Source organism: Rhizobium sp. AN5 (assembly GCF_900215255.1).
Taxonomy (GTDB): Bacteria; Pseudomonadota; Alphaproteobacteria; order Rhizobiales; family Rhizobiaceae; genus Agrobacterium; species Agrobacterium tumefaciens.
The window spans coordinates 1383267-1408567 of record NZ_OCMJ01000003.1 but is presented as its reverse complement, the minus strand read 5'-3'; the positions used below and the strand labels follow the sequence as shown (position 1 = coordinate 1408567).

The window sequence follows — 25301 nt, the reverse complement described above, 5'->3', positions numbered from 1 at the left end:
AAAATCCGCGATGTATCTTGGTTTAATCCGCCATGACCGCTGCCTTCTGGGCCGCGAATACCGTACGAAACCTCGATGGCGACATTCCCTTAAGCTTCAGGAAATGCCTGTTGAAATTCGAAAGGTTTGAAAAGCCCACGTCGTAGCAGACTTCCGCCACCTTCACGTCCTGATCCACCAGAAGCATCTGGCAGGCCAGATCGATGCGCAGCTGATTGCGATAGCGCACCAAAGTCGTTCCCGTATGTCGCTTGAAGGCACGGGAAAAGGCACTCTGGCTCTGGCCAACCATGTCGGCCAGATCGATTTCCTCGACCTGTTCGGTCAGATGCTGGCGCAGATGCGACAAGGCGCGGTTGATGCCGCTATCGCCGATGCCCGTCAGGTCCAGCTCGTAACTCAGGCTCGCCAGCACCTCGGGCGCCGGCGCATTGACCAGCAGATCGAGAATTTCCCAAAAAATCGCAAGACGCTTCAACCCCTGCGCCTCGATCAAACGCAGTATCAGCGGGCGAACGCGATCGCTGGTCTCATCGTCGAACAGAATGCCGCGGCGGCTGCGGTCCAGAAGGGCGCGAACTACCTCCATCTCGGACATGGAAGCGCAGGCATCCTCGATAAAAGCCTCCGGAAACTGGATGACGAGAGAGCGCGTGGGAACAATCTCGTCCGGCTCGATCTCGCTGATCCAGTTTTGGGGGAGATTTGGGCCAGTCATGATTAGTTGGCCCGGGCCGAAGCGACCGACGAAATCGCCGATGTAGAACGTGCCGGACGTCGCCACGACCAGATGAATTTCATATTCGGGATGGTAATGCCAGCGCACGGTGCGGAACGGATAGCCATGCCGCCAGGCGGCGAAGGATTCGCCCTTGCGGATATGTACCAGTTCCAGATCGGGCTGCATCGATGTTTCCTCCCATCGGTCACGTCCGCCGTATTCGCGGAGCAAAGCCATTCCTCTTTATGGCTCGTCCCAGGCGTTGATGGGGAGCATATGGCCTGCGGCACATTTACTTCCACATCATACCGGGGAAATTACCGATACTTTTTTGACTGTTTTTTGTCAGAAATTGAAGAGTGCCGTACATAGGCCGACAACTAAGCCAGCGGTTGCGCCCATTTTTTCGCGCAGTTGCACGTCATACGCCCAGAAAATGCGCATCTTAAAGATCGATGTGATGAATTTTTAAAGCTCGACCCGCCGATCACCGGCAGGTCGAGCTTATACTTTTCCGAAGGGTTTTTGACGCCCCTGCATCGGCAGGCGGCTTGCCGGAAGGTATTATTGCGGCATCAGAATTTGCAGCTTCACGTCCGTTTCCCTTGCCTCCACCGCGCGGTCAAAACCGGCAATGCTGTCTTCGAAGGGAATGGTTGCGGAGATCAGCGGCTTCAGATCGACCTTGCCGGACGCGATGAGAGCGACCGCACGGTCATACACATTGGCGTAGCGGAAAACCGTCTCTACCCGCAGCTCTTTTGCCTGCAAGCCGACGATATCGACCGGCACCGGATCGACCGGCATACCGACGAGGACGATGGCGCCGCCGGGACGCGCGAGTTTCGCCATGCCGAGCACGGCTGGTGCAGCGCCAGAGCATTCGAAAACGACATCGCAACCCCAGCCGTCCGTCGCATCAGCCACGGCCTGCGACAGGTCACGTTCGCGGATGTTGACGGTCTCAATGCCGTCATAGGCTGCGATGATATCCAGCTTCGGCTGGGCAAGATCGGCAACGATCACCTTTGCGCAACCGCCGGCGAGCGCCGCCAGCGCAACCATCATGCCGATCGGACCGGCACCCGTCACGATGGCAACATCGCCGGGCTGAATACGCGCCCTGAGCGCTGCCTGCATGCCAATGGCGAAGGGTTCCACCATGGCGCCTTCGGCAAAGGAAACGTTGTCGGGCAACTTGTATGTAAAGGCGGCGGGATGAATGACTTCCGGTGTCAGGCAACCGTGAACGGGTGGCGTTGCCCAGAAGCTGACCGCCGGATCAACATTGTAAATGCCAAGTTTGGAAGCGCGCGAGGTCGGATCGGGAATGCCCGGCTCCATGCAGACGCGATCACCCGCCTTCAGATGCGCAACCTCGGCACCGGTCTCGATTACCGTTCCGGAAGCTTCATGGCCCAGCACCATCGGCGCATGCACAACGAAATGGCCGATTTTGCCATGGGTATAATAATGGACGTCCGAACCGCAAATCCCGACGGTATGGGTACGGATGCGCACATCCTTGGGTCCGAGCTTGCCGGGAATGTCGAACTCCCTGAGCGAGAGCTTTCCTTTTTCTTCCAGCACCAGTGCTTTCATCTCATCCTCCGTAGTTTGCGAAAGGCCTTACAGCGAATTCAAACAGCGTGATGCGGTGCAATTTCGACAAAAGTAAACAGAAATCCGCCGGATCGGCCGGTTTTTCTTCAAGGAGGAAAAACTGTATCGATGAGCCCGCAATTTCTTATCATCCCTAGCGCGTTAACGAGTCTACGGGGGAGAGAGACAGCACGATTCGCTCAGCGCGCTTCGGGGAATATCGCCGGCTCAAGGTTACCCACTCAGCCGGAACGAGATTGACCCTGATGTGTACGCAGGACCGACGACAAGCGGATCAGCGTGTGATCCTCAGCCCTTCCAGAAAGGTGCGGAAACTGTCGACGGCGCGTTTCGAGGTCGTTTCGGGGTCGTCGGAATTCGCGATCCACTGGGCTGCACTGCTGCTCGCCGCATTGATGAAACGCGCACAGGCCTCCGGATCAATGTCGACGATCGTCCCTTCCTGCTTCAGCGCATCGAGACTTCGCGCAACGGCCGAGATACAGCCGTTGGCATTTGGCCAGCGTGAAGGGTCGCCGAGAACGGCTGGCCCATCACGGAACATGATCCGCTGGATCTCCGGCTCCAGAGCCATGAGAATGTAACCGACATTTTCCTCAACAAAACCCTCCCACCGCGTCGCGGCCCTAGACGAGATGTCACAGAGCCTTTTCGTCATCTCGGCGTCGATCTCACCCACAACCGCCTGCAGCAAGCCTTTCTTGTCGCCAAAATGGTGATAGAGCGCGCCGCGGGTCAGCCCTGCTTCGGCAGTGAAGTCGTCCATCGAAGCTTCGGCATAGCCGATGCTGCCAAATGCCTTGCGGCCAGCGACCAGAAGCTTCGCCCGCGTCTCGGCAATCATTTCACTGCGAGGTTTGCGCATTTTTTCTCCGAATTCTACATACGTCGCGTATACTAGTTGACATACGCGACGTATGCAATTATTTCATTTGCATACGCCACGTATGTTTGTGGTGGGTATTCCCTAAACAAGGTGCATCCCGATGTCTAATCCATATAGAGAAATTTTCCGGGCTCCGGGCGCCAAAGGCTTTTCCGCCGCAGGCTTCTTTGCCCGTCTTCCGATTGCGATGGCACCGATCGGCATCGTCGCCATGCTTTCCCAGACCCATGGTGAATATTGGCTTGCCGGCGCGGTCTCGGCAACCTTCGCGCTGACCAATGCCGCCGTTGCGCCGCAGATTTCCCGATTGGTGGACCGCAAGGGCCAGAGCAGCGTCCTTGTCCCGGCCACCATCATATCGGTCATCGCCTTTGCTATCCTGATTATCGCGACAAACCAGAGATGGCCTGCCTGGACACTCTTTCTTTCGGCCTTCCTCGCCGCGGCCATGCCGAGTATTCCCGCGATGATGCGCGCGCGCTGGACGGAAATCTTCCGAGACCGACCTGAGCTGAACACCGCGTTTGCATTTGAATCCGCCGCCGACGAACTTGTCTACATCGCCGGCGCCTCGCTCTCCGTCGGTCTCGCGGTCTCACTCTTTCCGGAAGCAGGTATGATGATCAGCACCGCCTCGCTCGCACTCGGTACCTTTGCCTTCCTGTTGCAACGATCGACCGAACCCAAGGTACGCGCGGTTGAAAGCGGCAGCAGGCAACATTCGGCTATCCGGCTGCGTTCGGTCCAGATCATCACGGTCGCCCTGATCTTTGTCGGCTCGACTTTCGCCACAGCTGAGGTAAGTGCCGTTGCCATCACCAAAGAACTCGGTCAACCGGAAGCTGCCAGCCTCGTGATCGGCGTCTATGCCATCGGTTCGTTTGTCGTCGGCCTGCTTCTGGGCGCGATCAACCCCAAAATGCCGCTGCAACGGCAATTGCTGATCGCCGTCAGTGTCCTTGCGCTCACCGCGCTGCCGCTCCTCTTTGCAAGCACGACAGTTGCCCTGCTTGCCTTCGCCGTATTCCTCAGCGGCGTTGCAATTTCTCCCATCTTCATCACTGCATTTGGCCTGATCGAGCGCCGCGTGCCGGAATCGATGCTGACGGAAGGCGTGACCTGGGTGATGACCGGCATCGGTATCGGCATGGCGCTCGGCGCCTTCATTTCCGGCTGGGTGATCGATAATTTCGGCCCGAGCAACGGCTTCTGGGTATCGATTGCCGCCACCCTGTCGACAGTCACCATTATCAGCCTCGGTCAGCGCAGCCTTTCTGGAGAGACCAACCGCTCTGCGACGACAACCGCAGCGCAGCCTGCCGAGTAAAGCACAGGAGTATGAAGCGCGCGCGGGCGCGCTTCTTGGTATATCCGGCCGACGCAAGGCACAATCGGCATGAAAAGCTGCGCGCTATGTCGCCAGATAAAACAGTCTGGCATTGCGGTGGCCGATCGATGCATGCTCGTCGGGCGAGAGCGTCGAAAGAAGCTCACTCGTCATACCGATCCATTCCGGTAGACCCGAGCCGAGATCGACCACCGGCCAATCGCCGCCCCAGACCATTCTCTCAGGTCCGAACAGGTTGAGCACGGTTTCCACATAGGGTGTCACACTTTCCAGCGTCGCGCATCCCGGTGCACAATAGGCGGTGATGCCGGAGAGTTTGACGAAGAGATTGGGCAACGTCGCCAAGTCGGCCATACGCTCGCTCCACTCCCGAAAATCGTTTCCGGCAATGTCCGGCGTGCCGCAATGGTCGAGCATGAAGCGCACATCAGGGCAGGCCCCGACAAGTTCGGCGGCAATGGCAAGCTGGCGGGAATGAAAACACAGATCGACCGGCCATCCGGCCTTTCCAATCGTGCGCACGTTTCGTCGGTAATTTTCCTCGCGGCTGAGGTCGTCGGGCATGACGTGGAGAATGCGCCGGAAACCGACCACGTTCAGGTGGCGGCACTCCTCCAGCCAGGCTTCGAAACCATTATCCGTTTCCGGTCGGCAACTGGCGATCTGGCCGAACATCGGCAAGGCACCCTCGCCGATCATGCTGGCGATGAGGCGAGCCTCGGCCTGATAGTCGCCGTCATCCACCCCGCTTTCCATGAAGATCGTGCCGACGACGCCACATCCCTCGACAAGCGCTGCGTAATCAGCCCGGGTGAAGCTTCCCGCAAGGCTGGGCTCCCCTCGTGTCCAGGCATAACCGAGCTTGCCTCGCAAGATCAGATGCTGGTGAGTATCGATCAGATCCATGGCGTCCTCCTCCCTGTCGTTGCGGTCAATTTTCGAGGGCGAGCGCGTCGAAACCCGCCCAGGCGGCGTCCGGCACAGCCGTTTCGAAAATAGACAGGTTGCGCAAAAGGCTGTCCGGTTTTGCCGTGCCTATCAAGACACTTGCAACATCGGCATTTTGCAGCGGAAAATGCAGGGCAGCGGCCGCAAGTGCAACCCCGTGCCCGGCAGCGTGGGCCTCCATGGCGCGCACCCGCTCCATGACATCGGCTGCTGCTTCACTATAGTTGAAAGTCGCACCCGGCCTTGCACCCGTCGCAAGAATGCCAGAGTTGAAGACGCCGCCGATGACGAGCGAGGTGCCGGTTTCCGCACAGCGCCCCAGCAGCTTTGCTGCAGCCGACCGGTCGAGCAGCGTATAACGACCCGCCAGAAGAATGCAGTCGATCTCGTCTATCTCCATGAGGTTCAGGCAGGCCGGAACCTCATTCACGCCAAGACCGAACGCGCCGATCCGGCCTTTCGCCTTCAACTCGTGCAGGGCCTCGATGCCGCTTTCGGTGAATACTCTGAAATGATGGCGATAGGCCTCTTCCCCAAGCGTGGTCTCCTCCAGATCGTGGACATAGAGAATATCCACTGAACCGAGACCAAGCCGGGCGAGGCTCTGCTCATGCGATCGCATGATGCCATCATAGCTGTAGTCGTATTCCACCACAAAAGGCAGCGCTTCGACAAAACCGTAATCCGGTGTCACGCCCGCTTCAGCCGGTTTCAGAATCCGCCCGACCTTGGTGGACAGCACGAATTCGTCGCGTGGTTTCCCCTGAAGAAAATCGCCGAGGCGGCGTTCGGAAAGGCCTTGCCCGTAATAGGGTGCGGTATCGAAGTAGCGGATGCCCGCGTTCCAGGCGGTTTGCAGCGTCGCCATCGCATCTTCGCGGCTGACGCTGCGATAGAGATTACCGATACCCGCCGCGCCGAAGGAAAGTTCGCTCAGCGACAGCGCCGTGCGACCAAGTTTGCGGGTTTTCATGCGGCACCCTCCTCGCGGCGAAGCTGGCGCTCAATGGTGTGGATGACGCCGCGGAGTTCGCCCAGCCCCTTCATGCGGCCAATGTAGGAATATCCGGGATTGGTCTTTTTGGTGATGTCATCACCCAGCAGATGGCCGTGGTCAGGCCGCATTGGAATATTGGTGCGGCGGCCAGCCTTGGCGGCGGCCCGCTCCTCGCGCAACAATGCCTCGATGACTCCAATCATGTCCGTTCCGCCATCCAGATGATCGTCCTCAAAGAAGGAACCATCCGCTTCAACGGTCACATTCCGAAGATGGGCGAAATTGATGCGAGACGCGAACTCCCGTGCCATCGCCACAAGATCGTTGTCGCTGCGGGCGCCGTAGGAGCCGGTACAAAGGGTGATGCCATTGTTCGGGCTTTCAACGGCCGAGAGGATGGCGCGGATATCGGCAGGTGTCGAGACCACGCGCGGCAGGCCGAACAGGGAGAACGGTGGATCATCAGGGTGGATGCCGAGATGCACGCCCACCTCTTCCGCCACCGGCACGACCTCTCTCAGAAAGGCCAGAAGATTGCCCTGCATGGTCGCGCTGTCGATGCCATCGAACGAAGCAATCAGTGCGGCGATCGATTCGCGCGTCTGCACCAGCGCGCCGCCCGGCAGGCCGGCGATGATGTTACGCTCGAGAAGCGACTGGTCATCTTCGCTCATTTGCGCAAAATTCTCTTCGGCTCGCGCCACGAGTGCAGGATCGTAATTTTCAGCAGCACGAACACGCTTCAGGATGAAGACGTCATAGGCGACGAAATCCGCCATTTCGAAGCGCAGCGCCAATCCGGTATTGCGTGCCTGCCAGCGCAGGTTCGTGCGTGTCCAGTCCACCACCGGCATGAAATTGTAGCAGACGACGGGAACGCCCGCGCGGCCGAGACGGGAGAGCGTATCTTTCCAGCGCGCAATCGCCTTCGGCGCATCGGCGTCGCCGCGCTTGATGGACTGTTCCATCGGAATGGATTCGCAGACACTCCATTCCAGGCCGGCCGCCTCGATCATCGCCTTGCGTTTGGCTATCTCTTCGGCCGGCCACGCCGTGCCGTCGGGGATCTGGTGCAGCGCCGTTACAACGCCGCTGGCGCCGGTCTGCCGCACATGCTGCAAGGTGATGGGGTCCGATTCACCGAACCAGCGCCAGGTTTCCTTCATATTCTACTCCTCCGAAAAATGCCGTTCGATGGCGCCGAGCGCGCCGTATTGGACGATGTCGCGATAGGCCGCCCGAAGCGCCGTTACGAATGCCTCATCCGCCTGCCATTCAGGCCCGAAGACGCGACGGAATGTTAAAAACCGGTCGATGACCGCGTCCTGCTCTTCGCCGTTGCCGGTGGGTGCACTCCATTCGGAAAATGCCGGATCTGCCATGACAATTGCTTCTCCCCGGTCGTTCAGCGCTGCGCAGGACCGTATCCACATGGCAACCGCAAAAAGAGCGGCCGTATTCGGCGCGCCTGCGGCACGCAGCTCCGCAAGCGGCGCGAGAATGCGTTGCGGCACTTTCTGTGAAGCGTCAGAGGCGATCTGGGCGGCGCGATGACGAAGGGCGGGGTTGGCGAAACGCTGGCGCAGACCGGCAACATAGTCCGGTCCGCTGACGGCCGGGCTCAATGTCGAACCAACCTCCCGCCAGTAACGGTCGACGTAACCGCGTACACGCGCATCGGCATAGATATCGGCGATCGTCTCAAGCCCGCTGCATTGGCCGATTGCGGCCATGGCGGTGTGAGCGCCATTCAGCATCCTGAGCTTCATATGTTCATACGGCTCGACCTCATCAACGATTTCGGCACCTGACAGCTCGATGCCGGGGCGACCGTGCGGAAAGCGATCCTCGATTACCCAGCGGAAGTAGGGTTCCGCAATTACCGGCCAGGAATCCTCGCAGCCGAGACGCGCCGTCACACGCTCGCGGTCGGTTGCGGTGGTGGCGGGCACGATGCGGTCCACCATGACGCAGGGGCAGGAGAGATTTTCCGCGATGAACGCAGCGAGATCTTTATCGGTGAGACCAGCCATCTCCACCAGAAGACGGTGCAGGATGCGACCGTTGGACGGAAGATTGTCGCAGGAGAGCAAAGTCAGCGGCACAGCCCCGGCGGCCCGCCGGCGTCTTGTCGCTTCCAGCAGAAAACCGAGCGCGGAGCGCGGCTTCTGCGGATGCGCCAGATCATGAACGACATCGGAATGGTCACGAAGAAGCGTGCCCGCCGACAAATCGGCGAGGTAACCCTTTTCCGTCACCGTCAAAGTGATAATTCTGACCCGCGGATCGGTCATGGCTTGCAGCAGCCGCTCCGGATCCTCAGGGGCGACGATGGTCTCGAGGATTGAACCGATGATCCGCAGCGTTTCGTTTTCACCGTCACGCAGGCAGAATGTATAGAGATTGTCCTGTGGCGCGATGGCATCGCGCGTATCGGGGCTGCGCAGCGAGGCAGCGACAATGCCCCAGCCGGTTTCGCCACGCGCCAGGCAATCATCGATGAAGACGGCCTGATGGGCGCGGTGAAAAGCGCCAACGCCGAGATGCACAATGCCCGGTGTCACCGCTTTGCGGTCATAGGCGGGCAAAAGGACGTCTTTTGGCAGATGCGGCAACGCAAGGGACGAGAGGCGTTCTGTCATGGTCATTTATCTCCGTATCTCAGCCGAATTGCAGGCCGCCATTCATGTCAACGACAGTGCCGGTCATGAAGCCGGACAGCGGCGAGGCGAGGAAACGTACGGTATGAGCCACCTCTTCCGGCTGGCAGAACCGCCCGACGGGAATGGCCGCAAGCTGGCGCTGGCGATCTTCTTCCGAAAGTTGCTCCATGATCATCGGCGAAACCACATAGGCCGGCGCGACTGCATTGGCGGTGACGCCGAAAGGGGCAAGTTCGCGAGCGGACGAGTAGGTGAGGCCCACCAGCGCCGATTTCGAGACCGAATAGGCCGTGCCCGCCGTCAGGCCGCCGGACTTCCAGGCATAGGACGAGATGTTGATCAGCCGCCCCCAGCGGTTTTCCTTCATGGCGGGAACGACGGCCTGCGTCAGCAGCAGGGCGGCATCGAGATTGACGGCCATCAGCCTGTGCCAATCATCAAGCGTGGTCGCTCCCAGCTTGTGCGGCGACAGCACGCCGGCATTGTTGACGAGAATGTCGATGACCTCGAAACGGTTGGCGACATCCTTCATGACCGCCTGCAGCGCCGTCGGATCGCCGAGATCGACGGCGACGGGATCACAAGCACCGCCAAACCCCTCCGCGAGCGCCGCAACGGCCTCGATGTCGCGATCAAAGGCGATCACCCTCGCCCCTTGCGCGACCAGCGCCGCAACCACGGCACGGCCGATGCCGCCACAAGCGCCCGTCACGAGCGCCGTCTTGTGTTTCAGTTCCATTCTGTCTCCTCCACGTCCACCGTCAAATGGACAAATGCTTGCGCTCTTCTTCAGGCAACTGTTCGTAGATCACGAAAACCATATCCAGATGCGTCACCAGCGCCTTTTCCGCACCTTCGGCATCGCCACGGTCGAGAGCATCCACGACTGCCAGATGCTCTTCGATGACGGCGGGCAATCGTTCCGGTTTTGCCCAATAACGATGGAACCGCGACAGGGTCACCTTGGCGGCAAGAATCGCCTGCCAGACGCCTTCGCGACCGGAAAACGTGCCGAGCAGCCGGTGAAACGCCTCGTCGGCATGAAAGAAGCCGGATGCGTCATTGGCGGCAATCACTCTTTCCTGCTCGGCGATGACGTCGCGCATCGTACGGCTCATTTCTTTCGTCCATTTCGGCGCGACTTCGCGCAGCAAAGCCACTTCGAGTGAACGGCGGATAAAATGGCTGTCCTGAATTTCGCCAAGCCTGATCGGCGCAACAAAGCTCCCGAGTTGCGGATAGACGTCCACAAGACCCTCTTCCGACAGGCGCTGGATCGCGGCACGCACCGGGGTGCGCGACACCGAAAACTGACGGCAGATCGAGTTTTCACTGATCGGCGCACCGGGCGCGAGGCGGACCTCGACGATCGCCTGCCGCAACGCCGCATGAACCTGATCGGCAACCGAGCCATAACGATTGACCACAAGCTCCACGCTTTCGATTCCGGAGCCGGGGGCGTCTTGATGAGCGCCGCGCCCAGTGAAACCCGCAGTGGTGTTTTTCGTCATGAACGCTCCCCTTCAAAAGGCCGTCGTGAAAATCTCATTGCTACTTGGATACAAGTATACTAGTGTCCATGGTGCTTACGCAAGTCGGCTGTTGGGAGAAAGAGCGATTAAGGGAGGTTCCAGTCGCTTTTTTTAAGGAGCAGGCCGTTTCATGGAGGAGAAAAACATGACGTATTTCATGCGCAGCCTCGTCGCTGCCGCAATCATCGGCGCGGGAGCGTGCGGTGTCGCGCAGGCGGCGGACGCCAGCAAGATCGCCCTCGTTCCGGGCGGTCCGCACCCTTATTTCGCCGCCTGGGAACAGGCCGGCAAGGACGCGGCCAAGGACTTCGGCCTGGCTGGCGCCGACTATAAGGTGCCGCAAAAGTGGGAACTGGCACAGCAGAACCAGCTTCTCGAAAGCCTTCTGAGCCAAGGTTATAACGGCTTCCTGATTTTCCCCGGCGATCCCGTCGGCGCGGTCTCGACAGCAGAGGAACTGACCGGCAACGGCGCGAATGTGATTGCCGGCGCCGGCTGCTTCAAGGACCCCTCGCCCGCCGCCTTCTGCCTTGGTACCGACACCGGTAATTCCGCTTATCTCGGCACCAAGGAGCTGATCAAGGCGATGGGAACGGGCAAAAAACGCATCGCCCATTTCACCGGCTTCCTTGTGGACCCCAACACCCAGCTTCGTATCGATGCCGTGAAAAAGGCAGCTGACGAAGCCGGCGCCGAGGTCGTTCAGGTCATCGCCGATATCGACGCACCGGAACCGGCGGAAGAAAAGATCAGCGCCTACCTGGCCGCCCACGCTTCCGAAGTGGACGGCATCGTGACCACGGCCTGGGTTCCGGCGGTCGTTGCCTCCAACGCACTGCGCAAGATCGGCGACAAGCGGATCCACATGGTCGGCATCGACCACGACGAAGTCGTGCTGAAAGCGATCAAGGACGGTTTCGTCGACGGCACGATGCTTCAGAACCCCTATGGCCAGGGTTATATCGGCTCGTTTGCACTGAGCAAACTTCAGGCCGGCTGCAAGGTAAAGGAAGATGCGCCGTTCAAATCCAATGCGCTGACGACCAAGTTCATCGATTCCGGCACCGCCTATGTCGATGCCGCCAAGGTGGACAACTACATCGATGCCATGCGCGCCGAGACCAAAAAGCTGCTCACCAACTTCGATACGACCTATCTGAGCTGCAACTAATCATGCCTTGAGCGATTGCCGGGCGGAAAACGACCGCGCCCGGCAATCTGCCCTGCCAGAAAATATTCTTTCAGGCCGCAGCGCAATGACCAAGGCGACCCGCACAGGCGCTTCGGGCGAACCAATACCGGGACAGTTTCATGACCGTGAACGATACTTTGCTCACAAAGGGCTCGCAGGAGGGCGACAGACGAATGGGGTCCAGCCTTTCGCAAGGCCGCTTTTTTCTGACCAATGAATTCGGCCTCATTCTGCTGATCGTCGTCTTCGCCGTCATTTTCGGCGTCGCGGCCAGCGGCTTCCTTTCGCCTTTCAATCTGTTCACGCTTGGCCGCAGTGCCGCGATCAACATCATGATCGGCCTGTCGATGATGGCGGTGATCGTAACTGGCGGCCTCAATCTTGCCGTTGGAGCGATCGGCGTCTCGGCGGCCATGGCCTGTGGTTATCTGATCGAGGTGCTTGGCGTGCCGTGGCCGCTCGCCCTCATTGGCGGTCTCGCCACCGGCGCGGCGCTCGGTTTCGTCAATGGCTGGACCGTGATCCGCACGGGGCTGCACAGCTTCATCATCACGCTTGCCACCATGAGCATCTTTTTCGGCGTGATGATCTTCCTGACGCGCGCCGAGGCCTACCGTGGCCTGCCGCCGATCTTCGCAGCCTTCGGAAAAATGAAGCTCGCGACCTATTTCTCGCCGCTGCTTCTCGTCACGCTCGCAACTGCTCTTGCCCTGTCCTTTCTATACCGGCGCACCGTTCTTGGCCGCGAAATGCTGGCGGCAGGCGCACGCCCGGAAGCGGTGGAACTTTCCGGCATTCGGGTCGACCGTATCTTCATTGCCTGTCACATGCTGTCGGGCCTGCTTGCAGCACTGGCCGCCCTGATGCTGGTGACGCGCACGGGCGCCGCCATTCCTTCCATGGCAGGCCAGCTTGGGCAGGACTGGCTTCTGCCAGCTTTTCTCGGCCCGGTTCTTGGTGGCACGCTTTTGCAGGGCGGCAAGGTTTCGGTGCTAGGAACCTGTCTTGGCGCACTTTTGGTCACCATGCTCACCAGCGGTCTGCTGCTGCTTCAGCTCGGTGAATTCTGGGTCCAGACATTTCTCGGCCTCCTGCTGTTGCTGGCGGTTTTGATGGACAAGGCGCGGCGAAGCTATCTCGCCCGGCGCAACCTGGCTTGAGGACTGGACGATGAAGACCGACAACACCCTTCTACGCCTTGCCCGAACCGACTGGTTCGGCCCCCTATTGGTCACGGTGCTGGCAATCGCGCTTATCCGCGGCTTCAGCCCCAACTTCCTTTCTTCCTTCAACATCCAGATTCTGCTTCTTGCAATCGCGGTCAACGCGCTCATCGCCTTTTCCCAGATGATCATCATTGCCATTGGCCAGATGAACCTGTCCGTGGGCGCAATCGGCGGACTGGCGGCAATCTCCTTTGCGGGACTGATGCAGGTCTGGGGGCTTCCGGCACCGGTGGCCGCCATTGCCGCGGTACTGATCGGTGTTGTCTGCGGCATGCTCAACGGTCTGCTGATTGCCATCACCGGCATTTCCGCCTTCGTCATCACACTGGCGACGCTGTCGATCTACAAGGGTATCAACCTCGGCATCACCCGGGCGGAGCCGTTCTACGGCGTGCCGGAATCGGTAAAAGCCTTCGGCTCGGCACTGCTCGTCGGCCCGGTTCCGTGGCTCGCAGCACCCACCATCATCATTGCATTCGCGCTGTGGTTCATGCTGCGCCGCCAGCCGATAGGCCGCTTCATCCTTGCCATTGGCGGCAACAGCCATGCGGCAGAGCTTTCCGGCATTTCGATCCGCACGACAATGATTGTGGCGCACGGCATTTCCGGCCTTCTGGCGTCGGTCGCCGGCATTCTGCTCGTGTCCCGCCTGCAGATCGGCCAGCCTTCCATTGGTGACGACTGGCTCATCCTGTCCTTTGCCGCACCCGTTATCGGCGGCGCCGTACTGGCTGGCGGGCATGTCAGCGTCGGGGCGACCCTGCTCGGCGTCGTCATCGTCGCCATCATCACGCAGGCACTGGTGCTGTTCTCCATCGATCCGTTCCTCGTGCAGGTGGTGCTCGGCGCAATGATCCTCGCCGCCGTTGGCATCAACCGCCTGCGCGAAACGCATCTCGGCAAAAAGACAGGAAAGGCCTGACATCATGGACAAGCAACCTGTTTTTCAGGCGCGCAACATCGAGAAAGTGTTTCCCGGCGTTCGGGCGCTCAAGGGCGTCAATCTCTCTCTTGAGCCGGGATCGATCCACGCGTTGCTGGGTGAGAACGGCGCCGGCAAATCGACGTTGATCAAGGTCATTACCGGCGTCCACCATCAGAGCAGCGGCCAGATCCTTGTCGATGGGCACGAAGTACGCTTCGGCAACCCGCGCGAGGCCATTGCCCGCGGCATCGGTGTCGTCCATCAGGAACGCAACCTCATCCCGCGTTTCTCGATTGCCGAGAATATCCACATGGAAAAGCTCGGGGCGCACTATCTCAAACCCATCGACTACGCCGCGCTGAACCGCGACGCACGCCGCTGGCTGCAGGCTCTCAATCTGGAAGTCGATCCGGCGATGCCGGTATCCGAGCTTTCCGTTGCGCAAATGCAGCTCGTGGAAATTGCCAAGGCGCTTTCCCTGCAAAGCCGGGTTCTTTTGCTCGACGAACCCACGACATCGCTGACCCCGAGCGAAACGGACAACCTCTTCCGCATTCTGCGCCGCCTGCGCGATGATGGCGCAAGCCTCGTCTTCGTCAGCCACAAGCTGGAGGAGGTTCTCGACATTTGCGACCGGGTGACGGTGCTGCGGGATGGCGAAAACGCCTGCGAAAGCCGGTCGATGGAAGGTCTCGGACGCCAGGACCTGGTGCGCCTGATGATTGGCCGTGCCGAAGGCGGCGGTGGCTGGCGCAAACGCGCGGTCGAGCACAATCCGCTGGTGCTTGAACTCAAAGGTGTTTCTACCGCAATCGGCCATCGCAATGTCAGTCTTTCCGTGCACAAGGGTGAAATCGTCGGCCTTTACGGGCTGGTGGGCGCTGGGCGCACCGAATTGGCAAAATCGATCATGGGCAAATTTGCCGTCACGGAAGGCGAAGTCCGGATCGAAGATCGCCCGGCCCGCATCCGCTCCGTTGCCGAAGCCATCCACGAATACGGCGTTGGTTATGTCAGCGAGGACCGCAAGGGTGACGGCCTCATTCTCCAGCATTCCGTTCTCGCCAATGCGGGCGTTCCCATCTGGCGCAAGCTCTCAAACGCATTCGGCGTGCTTTCCGACAGCCGCATCCGTGCGGCGGTCACCCCTTTCCTGCAGAAACTTGAGGTGAAGACGCCGAGCCTAAACCAGACCGTGGGCAATCTTTCCGGCGGCAACCAGCAGAAGATCAGCGTCGCCAAGTGGCTTGCCGCCGACGTCAAGCTGCTGATTGTAGACGAACCTTCTGTTGGCATCGACATCAAGACCAAGGCATATCTGCACGATCTGCTGCGCGAGCTTGCAGACGGCGGCACTGCCATTCTCGTCATTACCAGCGACATGCCGGAAATGGTGGCACTTGCCGACCGAATCGTCGTCATGGACCGCTACAGAGTTAAAGGCGCGGTCGAAAACAATGGCGTCTATGCCGATATGAGCGAGAGTATCATGGGCCTGATCCATGATGCGGAGCGCGAAACGGCCCTTTCACGTCAGGCATGACGCACGGCCTGCCGAAGTGTCATCGCAAAAACCGCACGCTGTTCCGGTAGGGCGTCAGGTACCGTCGGACGGCTGCTCGAAATCTCTCCCGGCACGACGCTTTCTACTGGGCGGGACGGCGTATTTCTGGGTGTAGCAACGGGTGAAATGGGCAGCGGTCGAGAACCCTGTCAGCAAGGCCACATCGACGATCGAAAGCGAGGTCTGCTGCAGCAGTTCATCCGCCTTTGCCAGCCGAAGACTACGGTAAAAAGACATCATGGACTGGTCGAAATGGCTGGAAAACAGGCGGTGGAGCTGGCGAATACTGCTGCCGCACAATTGCGCCAGCTGCTCCGGCGACAGGGGATCCGCCACATGGGTCGTCATGAGTTCAATGGCAGCTTCGAGTACCGGGTGGTGGACGTTGAAACGTTGCCCGGCGCGGCCCAACTGAGGCTCATCGGCCGTTCTCAAACGCGGATGTATGAACCATTCGCTGACATCGCGCGCGAAGGCAGAATCATGGTCTTTCGCAATAAAAGCCCCCATCATGTCAATGGCGGCAACGCCGCCTGCGCAAGTGTAGCGATCGCGATCGATGACGTAGAGCGCGCGCTCGATCAGGAGATCGCTGGCATATTCACTAAGCGGATCGATGTGGGTCCAGTGAACGGTAAAACGTCTGCCCGTCATCAGACCGGATTTGGCAAGGATCGCCGCGCCGCCGGAAATGCCTCCGAGCTTCACACCCCGCTGGTTGAGCGTACGCAGGTTGCGCACAAGTGCCGGATCTTCATAAAGCATGGGATTTCCGCCAGCGACGATGAAGACCAGATCCAGCTTCTCCGACAAAGCCTGCGAAACGGGCGCGGTATCGAAACCTCCGCCTGACGTGGATGCGCCAAACCCGCCATGCGCAGAGTAAAACCGGCAATGGTAGAGCGTTTTGCCGGCAAGGTGATTGGCCGCGCGCAGCGGCTCAACCGCCGCTGCCAACGACATCAGCGCATAACCCTCAATGAGTATGAACCCGATCGACATCGACCCTTCGGCCTGCATGACCTGCTCCAAGACAATCCCCAGGGCAAGCTTAGCCGACTTGGCCAAACTGGACAACAATGCGTCCGTCACGGATAAAAAAATCGTGCGGTATCGCGCTATAAACTTGGACAACCGCCCTGTTTTCGAGGAACACAGATTTGCGCTATTCGGCTCTCCAGGTTTTCAAACAGGCCCTGACCGGCCACAAGGGCTGGCGCCCTCTGTGGCGGAACCCCGATCCGCAGCCTCATTACGACTTCATCATCGTCGGCAGTGGCGGACATGGGCTTGCAACGGCCTATTATCTAGCCAAAACGTTCTCCAAGTCCCGGATCGCCGTTCTGGAAAAAGGCTGGCTGGGATCGGGAAACATCGGGCGCAACACCACGATCATCCGGTCAAACTATCTGCTGCCCGGAAACGAGCCATTCTACGAGTTTTCGATGAAACTCTGGGAAGGGCTTGAACAGGAGTTCAATTTCAACGCGATGGTAAGCCAGCGCGGCATTGTGAACCTGTTCCACACCGACGCCCAGCGCGACGCCTACCGCCGTCGCGGCAACGCCATGCTGCTGGCCGGTGCGGATGCGCAACTGCTGGCGCAAGACGATCTCCGCGCCATGATCCCGTTTCTCAATTTCGACAATGCACGCTTTCCGATCAAGGGCGGTCTTTACCAGCGCCGCGCTGGAACTGCCCGCCACGATGGCGTTGCCTGGGGTTATGCGCGCGGCGCCGATCTGGCAGGGGTCGATCTTATCCAGAACTGCGAAGTGCAGGGGTTTCGCATCGAGGATGGAACGATCAAGGGCGTGGAAACCAGTCGTGGCTACATCGGCGCCGGAAAGGTCGGCGTCGCCGTGGCGGGATCGACCGGCCGCGTTATGGCCATGGCGGGCATGCGTCTGCCGATTGAAAGCCATGTGCTGCAAGCCTTCGTTTCGGAAGGGCTGAAGCCGACCATACCGGGCGTCATAACCTTCGGAGCAGGCCATTTCTACGTCAGCCAGTCCGACAAGGGTGGCCTGGTCTTCGGTGGCGATATCGACGGCTATAATTCCTATGCCCAGCGCGGCAATCTGCCCGTGATCGAAGATGTCGCCGAGGGCGGCATGGCGCTGATGCCGATGATCGGCCGGGCGCGCCTGCTGCGCATCTGGGGCGGCATCATGGACATGTCGATGGACGGTTCACCGATCATCGACCACACGCCTGTGAAGGGCCTCTATCTCAATGCCGGCTGGTGTTACGGCGGCTTCAAGGCGACGCCGGCCAGCGGCTATGCATTCGCGCATCTGCTGGCGACCGATACCCCGCATGATACGGCCAAGGCCTACCGCCTCGACCGGTTCGAAAAGGGCTATGTCATCGACGAAAAGGGCGCCGGCGCCCAACCGAACCTTCACTGAGGCTTGAACAATGCTGATCCCTCACCCACTGCTCGGGCCGCGCGACGCTCAGGAATTCACCTATCTCGGCGATGCCGCCCTGTTGCGTCGCCCGGACGGAATGGCCGAGAGCGCTGCGAAAGACTTCAACGATTATGTCTATCTGCGTGACAATCCCGCCGGCCTGCATCGGGAACTGTGGTTTCACGAACAGGGTGATCGCAGCTGGCTCGTGGTCACGCGAAACACCGTCACCCATGAAATCCTCGGAGCGGAACTCGCAAACGAGGTAGCGCTCCGTCAGAAGGCAGATGAAGCATGAGACTGAAGGACGGCTTGATCGACCGCAGCAAGGTGCTGCATTTCACCTTCGATGGAAAGAATTATCAGGGGCACCCCGGCGACACGCTCGCCTCTGCACTTCTGGCAAACGATGTCCGCCTGATGGGGCGCAGCTTCAAATATCATCGCCCCAGAGGCGTGATCTCTGCCGGCTCAGAAGAGCCGAATGCGCTGGTCGAATTGCGCACGGGATCGCGGCTGGAGCCTAATACCCGCGCCACGACAGTCGAACTGTTCGACGGCCTGGAGGCGAAAAGCCAGAACCGCTGGCCGTCCCTGTCTTTCGATGCCCTTGCGATCAATGATCTGTTTGCCGATTTCCTGACCGCAGGCTTTTACTACAAAACGTTCATGTGGCCGAAGGCGTTCTGGGAAAAGCTCTATGAGCCCGCCATTCGCAAGGCTGCGGGACTTGGAAGCCTGTCGATGAAACCGGACCCCGACAGTTACGACAAGGGGTTCCTTCACTGCGATCTGCTGGTCATTGGCGCCGGAGCGGCCGGTCTGGCTGCTGCCCTGACCGCGGCGCGTGCCGGTGCCAAGGTTATTCTGGCGGACGAGGACAATCGCCTCGGAGGTCGCCTGCTTGCAGAGAGCCACCTGCTCGACGGCGCCCCTGCAACCGACTGGATCGCGACGCTCGAGGCGGAATTTTCAACCCTGCCGAACCTGCGCGTCATGCGCCGCACCACGGTTTTCGGCTCATTCGACCATGGCATATTCGGTGCGGTCGAACGGGTTTCCGACCATCTTGCCGCACCCAAGGGCGTACGCCAGTCCCTCTGGCGCATCACTGCAAAGCGCACGGTGCTTGCCGCCGGGGCGACAGAGAGGCATATCCCGTTTAAAAACAACGACCGGCCGGGGATCATGCTTGCCGGTTCGCTGCGTGCCTATGCCAACCGCTGGGCTGTCAGTCCGGCAGGCAGGGTCGCCATCTTCACCAATAACGATGACGGCCATCGGACCGCTGTCGACCTGGCTGCGAAAGGTGTCGAGATCGCCGCAGTCATCGATCCGCGCCCGGATGCGCGGGCGCTTGCGGAATACCGCCTGATTGCAGGGGCGACAGTTACCGGCAGCAAAGGCAGGCTGGGGCTGGTTTCCATCGATGTCCGCAAGGATGGCTATGACGAAACCATCGATTGCGGTGCGCTTGGTATCTCCGGGGGCTGGAACCCCAATGTTCATCTTACCTCGCATCAGCGCGGTCGCCCGTTATGGGATGACGGGCTACAGGCATTCCTGCCCGGCGACGTACCCTCGCATATTCTCGTTGCAGGGGCGGCGGCCGGCAAAGGCAGCACGGGGGCGGCGCTGATCTCCGGTGCATCCGCTGCCATAACGGCTCTGGAGCAAATGGGGATTGCCGCATCCAGGCCAGCCCTGCCGGAGGCCGAGGATACGCAAATCGGCATCAAGCCCCTGTGGCATGTGCCGGGGACAGGGCGAGCCTGGGTCGATTTCCAGAACGATGTCACAGTCAAGGATATCAAGCTCGCCCATCAGGAAAACATGCGGCCCATCGAGCATCTCAAGCGCTGGACGACGCTTGGTATGGCAACTGACCAGGGCAAGACATCCAATGCCACCGCTTTGGCAATCATGTCCGAACTGACGGGCAAATCGATACCGGATACGGGTACGACGATTTTTCGCCCCCCCTATACGCCGGTTTCAATGGCGGTACTTGGCGGCGGCGACACCGGCGCACATTTCCGTCCGCGCCGCCTGACACCCAGCCATGCCTGGGCTGAAGCGCATGGCGCTGTTTTCGTCGAAGTCGGTCAATGGATGCGTGCCCAATATTTCCCTCAAGCCGGGGAGACCCATTGGCGGCAATCCGTCGACCGCGAGGTCCTGGCCACCCGAAAAGGCGTCGGCATCTGCGATGTGACGACGCTTGGCAAGGTGGATGTTCAGGGCGCCGATGCGGCTGAATTTCTCGACCGTCTCTACTGCAATGCAATGAAGAGCCTCAAGGTCGGCATGGTCCGTTACGGCCTGATGCTGCGGGAAGACGGCCACGCCTATGATGACGGCACCTGTGCCCGTCTGGGTGAGGATCATTATATCGTCACCACGACCACGGCCCAGGCCGGCCCGGTCTATCGTCACATGGAATTCGCCCGCCAATGCCTGTGGCCGGATCTCGATGTGCAATTGATCTCGGCAACGGATGCCTGGGCACAGCTCGCAGTCGCCGGTCCGAACGCCCGCCGCCTTATCGAACGCATTGTCGATGGTTTCGACCTTTCCAAGACAGCCTTTCCCTTCATGGCCTGCGCCGAACTGACGGTTTGCGCGGGATTGCGAGCACGGCTGTTCCGGATCTCGTTTTCAGGGGAACTTGCTTACGAGATTGCAGTCCCCGCCCGCTACGGTAATGCCCTGATGTCCCGGCTGATGGAGATCGGCGCGGATCTTGGAGCCACCGCCTACGGAACGGAAGCGCTTGGTGTCATGCGTATCGAAAAAGGCCATGCTGCCGGAAACGAGCTGAACGGCCAGACGACGGCGCAGATGCTGGGCATGGGCAGGATGGTTTCGGCCAAGAAAGACGCGATCGGCACCGTCATGACTCGCCGCGAAGGGCTTGTCGGCGAAAGCCGGGTGCTCGTCGGCCTGCAGCCGCTTGCGGCAACGGACCCTGTGGTGTCAGGTTCACATCTGTTTACCCGCGGCGCCAGCCAGAATACCGAGACCGATCAAGGCTGGATCACATCCGCCTGCTATTCGCCTAACCTCGGTTTCAGCATCGGTCTTGGTTTCCTTGCCGATGGTGCAAACCGTATCGGAGAGATCATCGTCGCGGCCAACCCCTTGCAGGGACAGGCGGTCGAATTGCGTGTGGTCTCGCCCCATTTCATCGACCCTGAGGGAGAGAGACTCCGTGCCTGATTTGAAGCCGACAACCGCACTCGGCGCGCAAACTTCGCGGCGCGCCCGCCATGGCACGCTGCGACTTGAGGAAAATTCGGGGCTTGCCCTCGCATCGCTCAGCCTGCGCCGCAACGTCAAAGAACCGGTGCCCTTTGACCTCACCTTGCCGGGTCCCGGAAAATGGGTCCAGCAAGGCCCGGTTTCAGCTTTTTGGACGGGGCCGGGCCAATGGCTGATTGAGGCCGCAGACCGGGCCGAAACGGATTTCGCGGCAGAACTCACGAGCCTTTGCCCTTCCTGTTCCGTGACGGAACAGACCGATGGCTTCGTGGCCTTCGAAATCGAGAGCGACGCTGGCGAGGCGCCGATTGTCGCGCTCATGCAGAAGCTGGTGAACCTCGATCCCTCGGCATTCGGGCAAGAGACTGCCACGCGCACAGGCATGGAACATATGAGCGTTTTCGTCATCCGGCGCGCGCCGGACCGCCTTGCCATCCTCGGCATGCGCTCCGCTGCGGAAACACTGTGGCATGTGATCGAGACTGCGATCCGTCGTCAGGCGGAACTTCTTGGCGCTGCCGCATAAAGCCGGACTGCAAAGCGACAGGCCAGACTGCCTTGAACCGGCCTGGCTATCGACAAATAGAGCATTTTCATTCCCGCTATGGAAATGCCGTCTTCCGCCCCGCTTTCCTTGCGGTCGGGTGACGAGTTTTGTTCTGGCGAGCTGGGGAAAAAGCTTCGCGGATATCGACAGGGCGTAAATTATGGTGCTCCAAGGAATGGCAAAGCCTGACGCAATCTCGTCAAACGGACGACAGGCAAATTCCAAGGGACGCCAATGTTTGCATTCACACCTTTCCTTCGCGGCACCGTTGTAATGTCCGTAGCCATTACTGCGCTTCATGCCGGTAGCGCTTTGGCTGCCGAAATCGATCCCGCATTCTATGATGCGGCCCTGTGCAATCCGCCCTATTCGATGACATCGGCGACCGAAATTTATGATGCCGCCGAAAAACTTGCAAAGGCCGACACATCGTCTTTGGGTGCGGCTATCTATAAGCTTCCGAACCAGATCGGCCGCGATGGGTTTGAGAGTGACGAAGTCTTCTTCGCCAACGGTGCAGTCGGTGTTTTGATCAAGGGCCAGCGTGCCGATGCTCTGGCAGCGAAATATGATTTGAAACCGGAAACTTCAGACCTGATGGGTACATCGAGCAAGGGCTATGCCCGGCAGCTTCCGCAGGACCAGCAGCCGCCTGAAGGTCTGGCTGGACCGGGAAAAGTCTCCATTGTGGCGCGCGAAGGTGCGGCGCTTGGCGACAAGACCCTGTTGGCGTGTGAATTCGCAGCGGATTGAATGGTGGCGAAGCGCTGCCAATCCTAACACCTTGATTACCAAATGTAATTGCCGCCCGAATACCCCTTTTACAGCTCTTCTGCTGGCGGGCGCGGCTACATATTCATATCGTGGTTTGTTTCATACGCCAGCCTGATCGCCCAGGCCGGCGCCGCTTGGAACAATCTCAGGATTTCGCCTGAGCGCCCTCATGTAAATGGATAGGGGCGTGGTGCAGATAATGCGCGACCTTTCGCTTGGCTGCGATATCGGTCCAGACGAACCGGACGTTGTCCTCCGTCAACCCGGTCGCCGTGGCGATCTCGGTTGCAGGCATGCCGTGTTCCAGACCGTAGAGGCAGATATCCATCTTGTCGTAAGGAAGCGCGAAATAGAACTCTTCCTGCGTCTGCGGCATGGAATAGGTATCCGTTGTCGGCGGGCGGGAGCGGATTTCCTGCGGGACGCCGAGATGGGCCGCGAGTTGATAGACCTGTGATTTGTAAAGATGGGCGATCGGCTTGATGTCGGCAGCGCCGTCGCCGTTCTTGACGAAGAAGCCTTGGTCGTACTCCAGCCGGTTCGGGGTTCCGAGCACCGCGAAGTTCAGGCGGTCGGCGTGATAATATTCAAACTGCTTGCGCGTGCGCTGCTTCATATTCGTTGCCGCAACGATGCCGAGATAGGCTTTTGCGGAGAGACGAACCTTGCGCGTTTCGCCCGATGGCGAACGGACGACCAGCGAGGAAATATTATAGGCGCCGGTGCTCATGGCGTTGTCGAAAACGATCTTGGAGGCCCAGCCCGGCCCGTATTCAGGGACAACCTCGCGGATGAAGCCATCACGCCTTTCATAACAACCCATGGCGGCAAGCGAAGGGCCGATATCTTCCAGCACGCAGTCCATACCCAGCTTCGTCGCCAAAGCCTGCCCCAAGCGCAGGCTTTCCGGGTCGGAATCGTTTTCCGGCATGAACAAGCCAATAACATTTGCTGCCCCAAGCGCATGGACGGCGAGTGCGGCGCAGACGCTGGAGTCGATGCCGCCGGAAATGCCGAGCACCAGCCCGCGCTTGCGCAGGTTGAAACGAAGCGACTGTCGGATTTTTTCGGCGATACGCTCTACCTCCGCCGCCGCATCAAGTTCAAGCGGCGAGAAAGGCAGGCTCTGTGAATTGTTCGTCATCGATTGTTCTCCGTATCTTGAGCAGCGAGGCGGCGACTGACCTTGCCGGTATCCGTCGTCGGCAGGAAATCGCGAAATTCAACCAGTGTTGGCACCATGTGGGTTTCGAGGTGCAGAGCGCAGTAGCGCATGACGTCTTTTGCGGTGATCGCCTCGCCGGATGCGATCACGATCGCCTTCACCGCCTGACCGAAAACCTCATGCGCAACGCCGACGACCAATGCGTCCGAGACGCCTGGCATGGCTTGCAGCACGGCCTCGACCGCCTGCGGCGCAACCTTTTCGCCACGCGATTTGATGATATCGTCCTTGCGGGCAACGAAGGTGAGATAACCCTCGGCATCGCAGATAAACAGGTCGCCGGTGTGAAGACGCGTCCGGCCCGTTGCCGCATCAACGCGCAGCGCGCGCGCTGTGGCAGCCTCGTTGCGCCAATAACCGCGCATGACGTGCGGCCCGCTGACCACGAGTTCGCCGACCTCTCCGGGCAACAGGCTGTCTCCGTTCTCGTTCACCACCGCGATGGCAGTGCCCGGAATGGCAATGCCGACAGAACCGCGTTTCCTGTCGAGGTCTTCCAGCGGCAGAAAGCTGATACGGGTACACTCCGTCTGGCCATACATGCAAAACAGGTGCACATGCGGCAGAAAGGTCCGCAGCCAGTCGCTATGGGTGGGCGAAAGGGGTGCGGCGGCAGCGGTGACGTAGCGCAGGCTTTCAAACAGCGCCGGCGACAGATCGCGCGTCTGCATCATGATGGACAGCATGGTCGGTACCAGCGCGAAGCCCGTGATCCGCTCGTCGCGGATACGCTCGAAAATCAGATGCGGATAGGCGAAGGATTTCTCGATTACCAGCGTGCCACCGACGAAAACGCTGGAAAGCAGCTGGTTCAGGCCATATCCGAACGAAAGCGGCAATACGCCGAGCAGAATATCTTCCGGCCTATTGCCGAGATACGAGGTAATCGAACGAACGGCCGCATCCATGTTATCATGCGCCAGCATCACGCCCTTTGGCTCGCCCGTGGAGCCCGATGTGTAAATGATCACCGCCAGATCGGTATCCGGCAGGTTTTGCGGCAGCGCGCCTATCGGTTCCTCGAGCATCGCGTCAAAATCGACACCATCGGCCGTTGGGTTCGGCGCACCGCAAACGATGCGCAACAACGGGGAAGAACCGGCCGCATCCGAAACGACCTTCTCCAGCCGGGCCTCGGCAACCACCGCAAAGGGCGTGCAACTGTCCAGAATTTGCGAAAGGCGCGCGGCCTTGGACGATGGGTTGATGGGGCAGGCAACGGCGCCCGCCATCCAGCAACCGAAAACCGCAACCGCCATGCGCCAGCCATTGTCCAGCACAAGGACGACACGGTCTCCCGGGTTCGCGCCTCGCGCTATCAGAGCGGTGGCGAAAGCCTCGCTCATCGTCTTGAGTTCGCCGTAACTCAGGCGCGTCTCACCGGCCACCAGCGCCGTCTTGCCGGCATGGCGCTCCGCACTTCGATGCAGGTAGTGGTCGATACGCAATTGGCGC

At 59.9% G+C, this 25301-nt stretch carries 22 protein-coding genes; 10 read left to right on the top strand and 12 right to left on the bottom strand.

From position 1 onward, the window contains the following. Positions 1-22: 22 nt before the first annotated feature. From CRP02_RS09930 to CRP02_RS09920, 3 genes are all read right to left on the bottom strand, one after another. On the bottom strand, positions 23-907 hold the full coding sequence (locus tag CRP02_RS09930) for an AraC family transcriptional regulator (RefSeq protein WP_003518205.1): 885 nt from the start codon (positions 905-907) through the stop codon (positions 23-25). Between the two features lie 378 nt (positions 908-1285). Next, a complete protein-coding gene (locus CRP02_RS09925) occupies positions 1286-2323 on the bottom strand; it encodes an NAD(P)-dependent alcohol dehydrogenase (protein ID WP_003518206.1) in 1038 nt (345 codons plus the stop codon). 295 nt (positions 2324-2618) lie between these two features. Then, entirely contained in the window at positions 2619-3209 is a 591-nt protein-coding gene (locus CRP02_RS09920) for a TetR/AcrR family transcriptional regulator (protein WP_179783974.1), read from the bottom strand. Positions 3210-3330: 121 nt separating this feature from the next. On the opposite strand from CRP02_RS09920, the gene CRP02_RS09915 reads away from it, so the two are divergent. After that, positions 3331-4557, top strand: a complete 1227-nt coding sequence (locus CRP02_RS09915) for an MFS transporter (RefSeq protein WP_097170958.1) — start codon at positions 3331-3333, stop codon at positions 4555-4557. Positions 4558-4641: 84 nt separating this feature from the next. Here CRP02_RS09915 and CRP02_RS09910 read toward each other — a convergent pair whose 3' ends face one another. From CRP02_RS09910 to CRP02_RS09885, 6 genes are read right to left on the bottom strand one after another with little or no spacing between them, the layout of a single operon-like run. Continuing rightward, complete coding sequence (locus CRP02_RS09910; RefSeq protein ID WP_097170957.1) at positions 4642-5484, bottom strand: amidohydrolase family protein; 843 nt, start codon at positions 5482-5484, stop codon at positions 4642-4644. Positions 5485-5509: 25 nt separating this feature from the next. Next, positions 5510-6499 carry an aldo/keto reductase gene (locus tag CRP02_RS09905; RefSeq protein WP_097170956.1) on the bottom strand — a complete coding sequence of 330 codons (990 nt, stop codon included), beginning with the start codon at positions 6497-6499 and terminating at the stop codon, positions 5510-5512. Then, positions 6496-7689 (bottom strand): mannonate dehydratase, encoded by a 1194-nt coding sequence (gene uxuA / locus CRP02_RS09900; protein ID WP_097170955.1) that lies wholly within the window; start codon positions 7687-7689, stop codon positions 6496-6498. Before uxuA ends, CRP02_RS09905 begins: the two co-directional genes overlap by 4 nt. 3 nt (positions 7690-7692) lie before the next feature. Further along, entirely contained in the window at positions 7693-9165 is a 1473-nt protein-coding gene (locus CRP02_RS09895; protein WP_097171316.1) for a mannitol dehydrogenase family protein, read from the bottom strand. A 19-nt stretch (positions 9166-9184) separates the two neighbouring features. Continuing rightward, positions 9185-9925, bottom strand: a complete 741-nt coding sequence (locus CRP02_RS09890; RefSeq protein ID WP_097170954.1) for an SDR family NAD(P)-dependent oxidoreductase — start codon at positions 9923-9925, stop codon at positions 9185-9187. Between the two features lie 22 nt (positions 9926-9947). After that, the gene (locus CRP02_RS09885; protein ID WP_097170953.1) at positions 9948-10697 is read right to left on the bottom strand and encodes a GntR family transcriptional regulator; all 750 of its coding nucleotides are present in this window, start codon (positions 10695-10697) and stop codon (positions 9948-9950) included. A gap of 151 nt (positions 10698-10848) precedes the next feature. Here CRP02_RS09885 and CRP02_RS09880 point away from each other — a divergent pair, with 151 nt between their 5' ends. The 4 genes from CRP02_RS09880 (at position 10849) to CRP02_RS09865 (ending at position 15604) form a co-directional block, all read left to right on the top strand. Further along, on the top strand, positions 10849-11889 hold the full coding sequence (locus tag CRP02_RS09880) for a sugar ABC transporter substrate-binding protein (RefSeq protein WP_097170952.1): 1041 nt from the start codon (positions 10849-10851) through the stop codon (positions 11887-11889). Between the two features lie 140 nt (positions 11890-12029). Next, positions 12030-13070: an ABC transporter permease gene (locus CRP02_RS09875; RefSeq protein ID WP_097170951.1), complete on the top strand. Its 1041-nt coding sequence runs from the start codon at positions 12030-12032 to the stop codon at positions 13068-13070. Positions 13071-13080: 10 nt separating this feature from the next. Next, the gene (locus CRP02_RS09870; RefSeq protein ID WP_035200079.1) at positions 13081-14058 is read left to right on the top strand and encodes an ABC transporter permease; all 978 of its coding nucleotides are present in this window, start codon (positions 13081-13083) and stop codon (positions 14056-14058) included. Positions 14059-14062: 4 nt separating this feature from the next. Next, positions 14063-15604, top strand: a complete 1542-nt coding sequence (locus CRP02_RS09865; protein ID WP_097170950.1) for a sugar ABC transporter ATP-binding protein — start codon at positions 14063-14065, stop codon at positions 15602-15604. 54 nt (positions 15605-15658) lie between these two features. Here the strand turns inward: CRP02_RS09865 and CRP02_RS09860 are convergent, their stop codons facing one another. Beyond that, complete coding sequence (locus tag CRP02_RS09860; protein ID WP_097170949.1) at positions 15659-16645, bottom strand: GlxA family transcriptional regulator; 987 nt, start codon at positions 16643-16645, stop codon at positions 15659-15661. 140 nt (positions 16646-16785) lie between these two features. On the opposite strand from CRP02_RS09860, the gene CRP02_RS09855 reads away from it, so the two are divergent. The 5 genes from CRP02_RS09855 (at position 16786) to CRP02_RS09835 (ending at position 22600) form a co-directional block, all read left to right on the top strand. Next, positions 16786-18036, top strand: a complete 1251-nt coding sequence (locus tag CRP02_RS09855; RefSeq protein ID WP_097170948.1) for a sarcosine oxidase subunit beta family protein — start codon at positions 16786-16788, stop codon at positions 18034-18036. 10 nt (positions 18037-18046) lie between these two features. Continuing rightward, the gene (locus CRP02_RS09850) at positions 18047-18337 is read left to right on the top strand and encodes a sarcosine oxidase subunit delta (protein ID WP_003518230.1); all 291 of its coding nucleotides are present in this window, start codon (positions 18047-18049) and stop codon (positions 18335-18337) included. Beyond that, positions 18334-21258, top strand: coding sequence for a sarcosine oxidase subunit alpha family protein (locus tag CRP02_RS09845; RefSeq protein WP_097170947.1), 2925 nt, complete (start codon positions 18334-18336; stop codon positions 21256-21258). Before CRP02_RS09850 ends, CRP02_RS09845 begins: the two co-directional genes overlap by 4 nt. Continuing rightward, entirely contained in the window at positions 21251-21826 is a 576-nt protein-coding gene (locus CRP02_RS09840) for a sarcosine oxidase subunit gamma (protein WP_097170946.1), read from the top strand. The genes CRP02_RS09845 and CRP02_RS09840 overlap by 8 nt, the downstream gene beginning before the upstream one ends. A gap of 255 nt (positions 21827-22081) precedes the next feature. After that, positions 22082-22600 (top strand): hypothetical protein, encoded by a 519-nt coding sequence (locus tag CRP02_RS09835; RefSeq protein WP_013762224.1) that lies wholly within the window; start codon positions 22082-22084, stop codon positions 22598-22600. 166 nt (positions 22601-22766) lie between these two features. Here CRP02_RS09835 and nadE read toward each other — a convergent pair whose 3' ends face one another. Together nadE and CRP02_RS09825 are read right to left on the bottom strand one after the other, a co-directional pair. Beyond that, entirely contained in the window at positions 22767-23765 is a 999-nt protein-coding gene (gene nadE / locus CRP02_RS09830) for an NAD(+) synthase (protein ID WP_097170945.1), read from the bottom strand. Further along, entirely contained in the window at positions 23762-25294 is a 1533-nt protein-coding gene (locus CRP02_RS09825; protein ID WP_097170944.1) for a class I adenylate-forming enzyme family protein, read from the bottom strand. The genes nadE and CRP02_RS09825 overlap by 4 nt, the downstream gene beginning before the upstream one ends. Positions 25295-25301 lie beyond the last annotated feature (7 nt).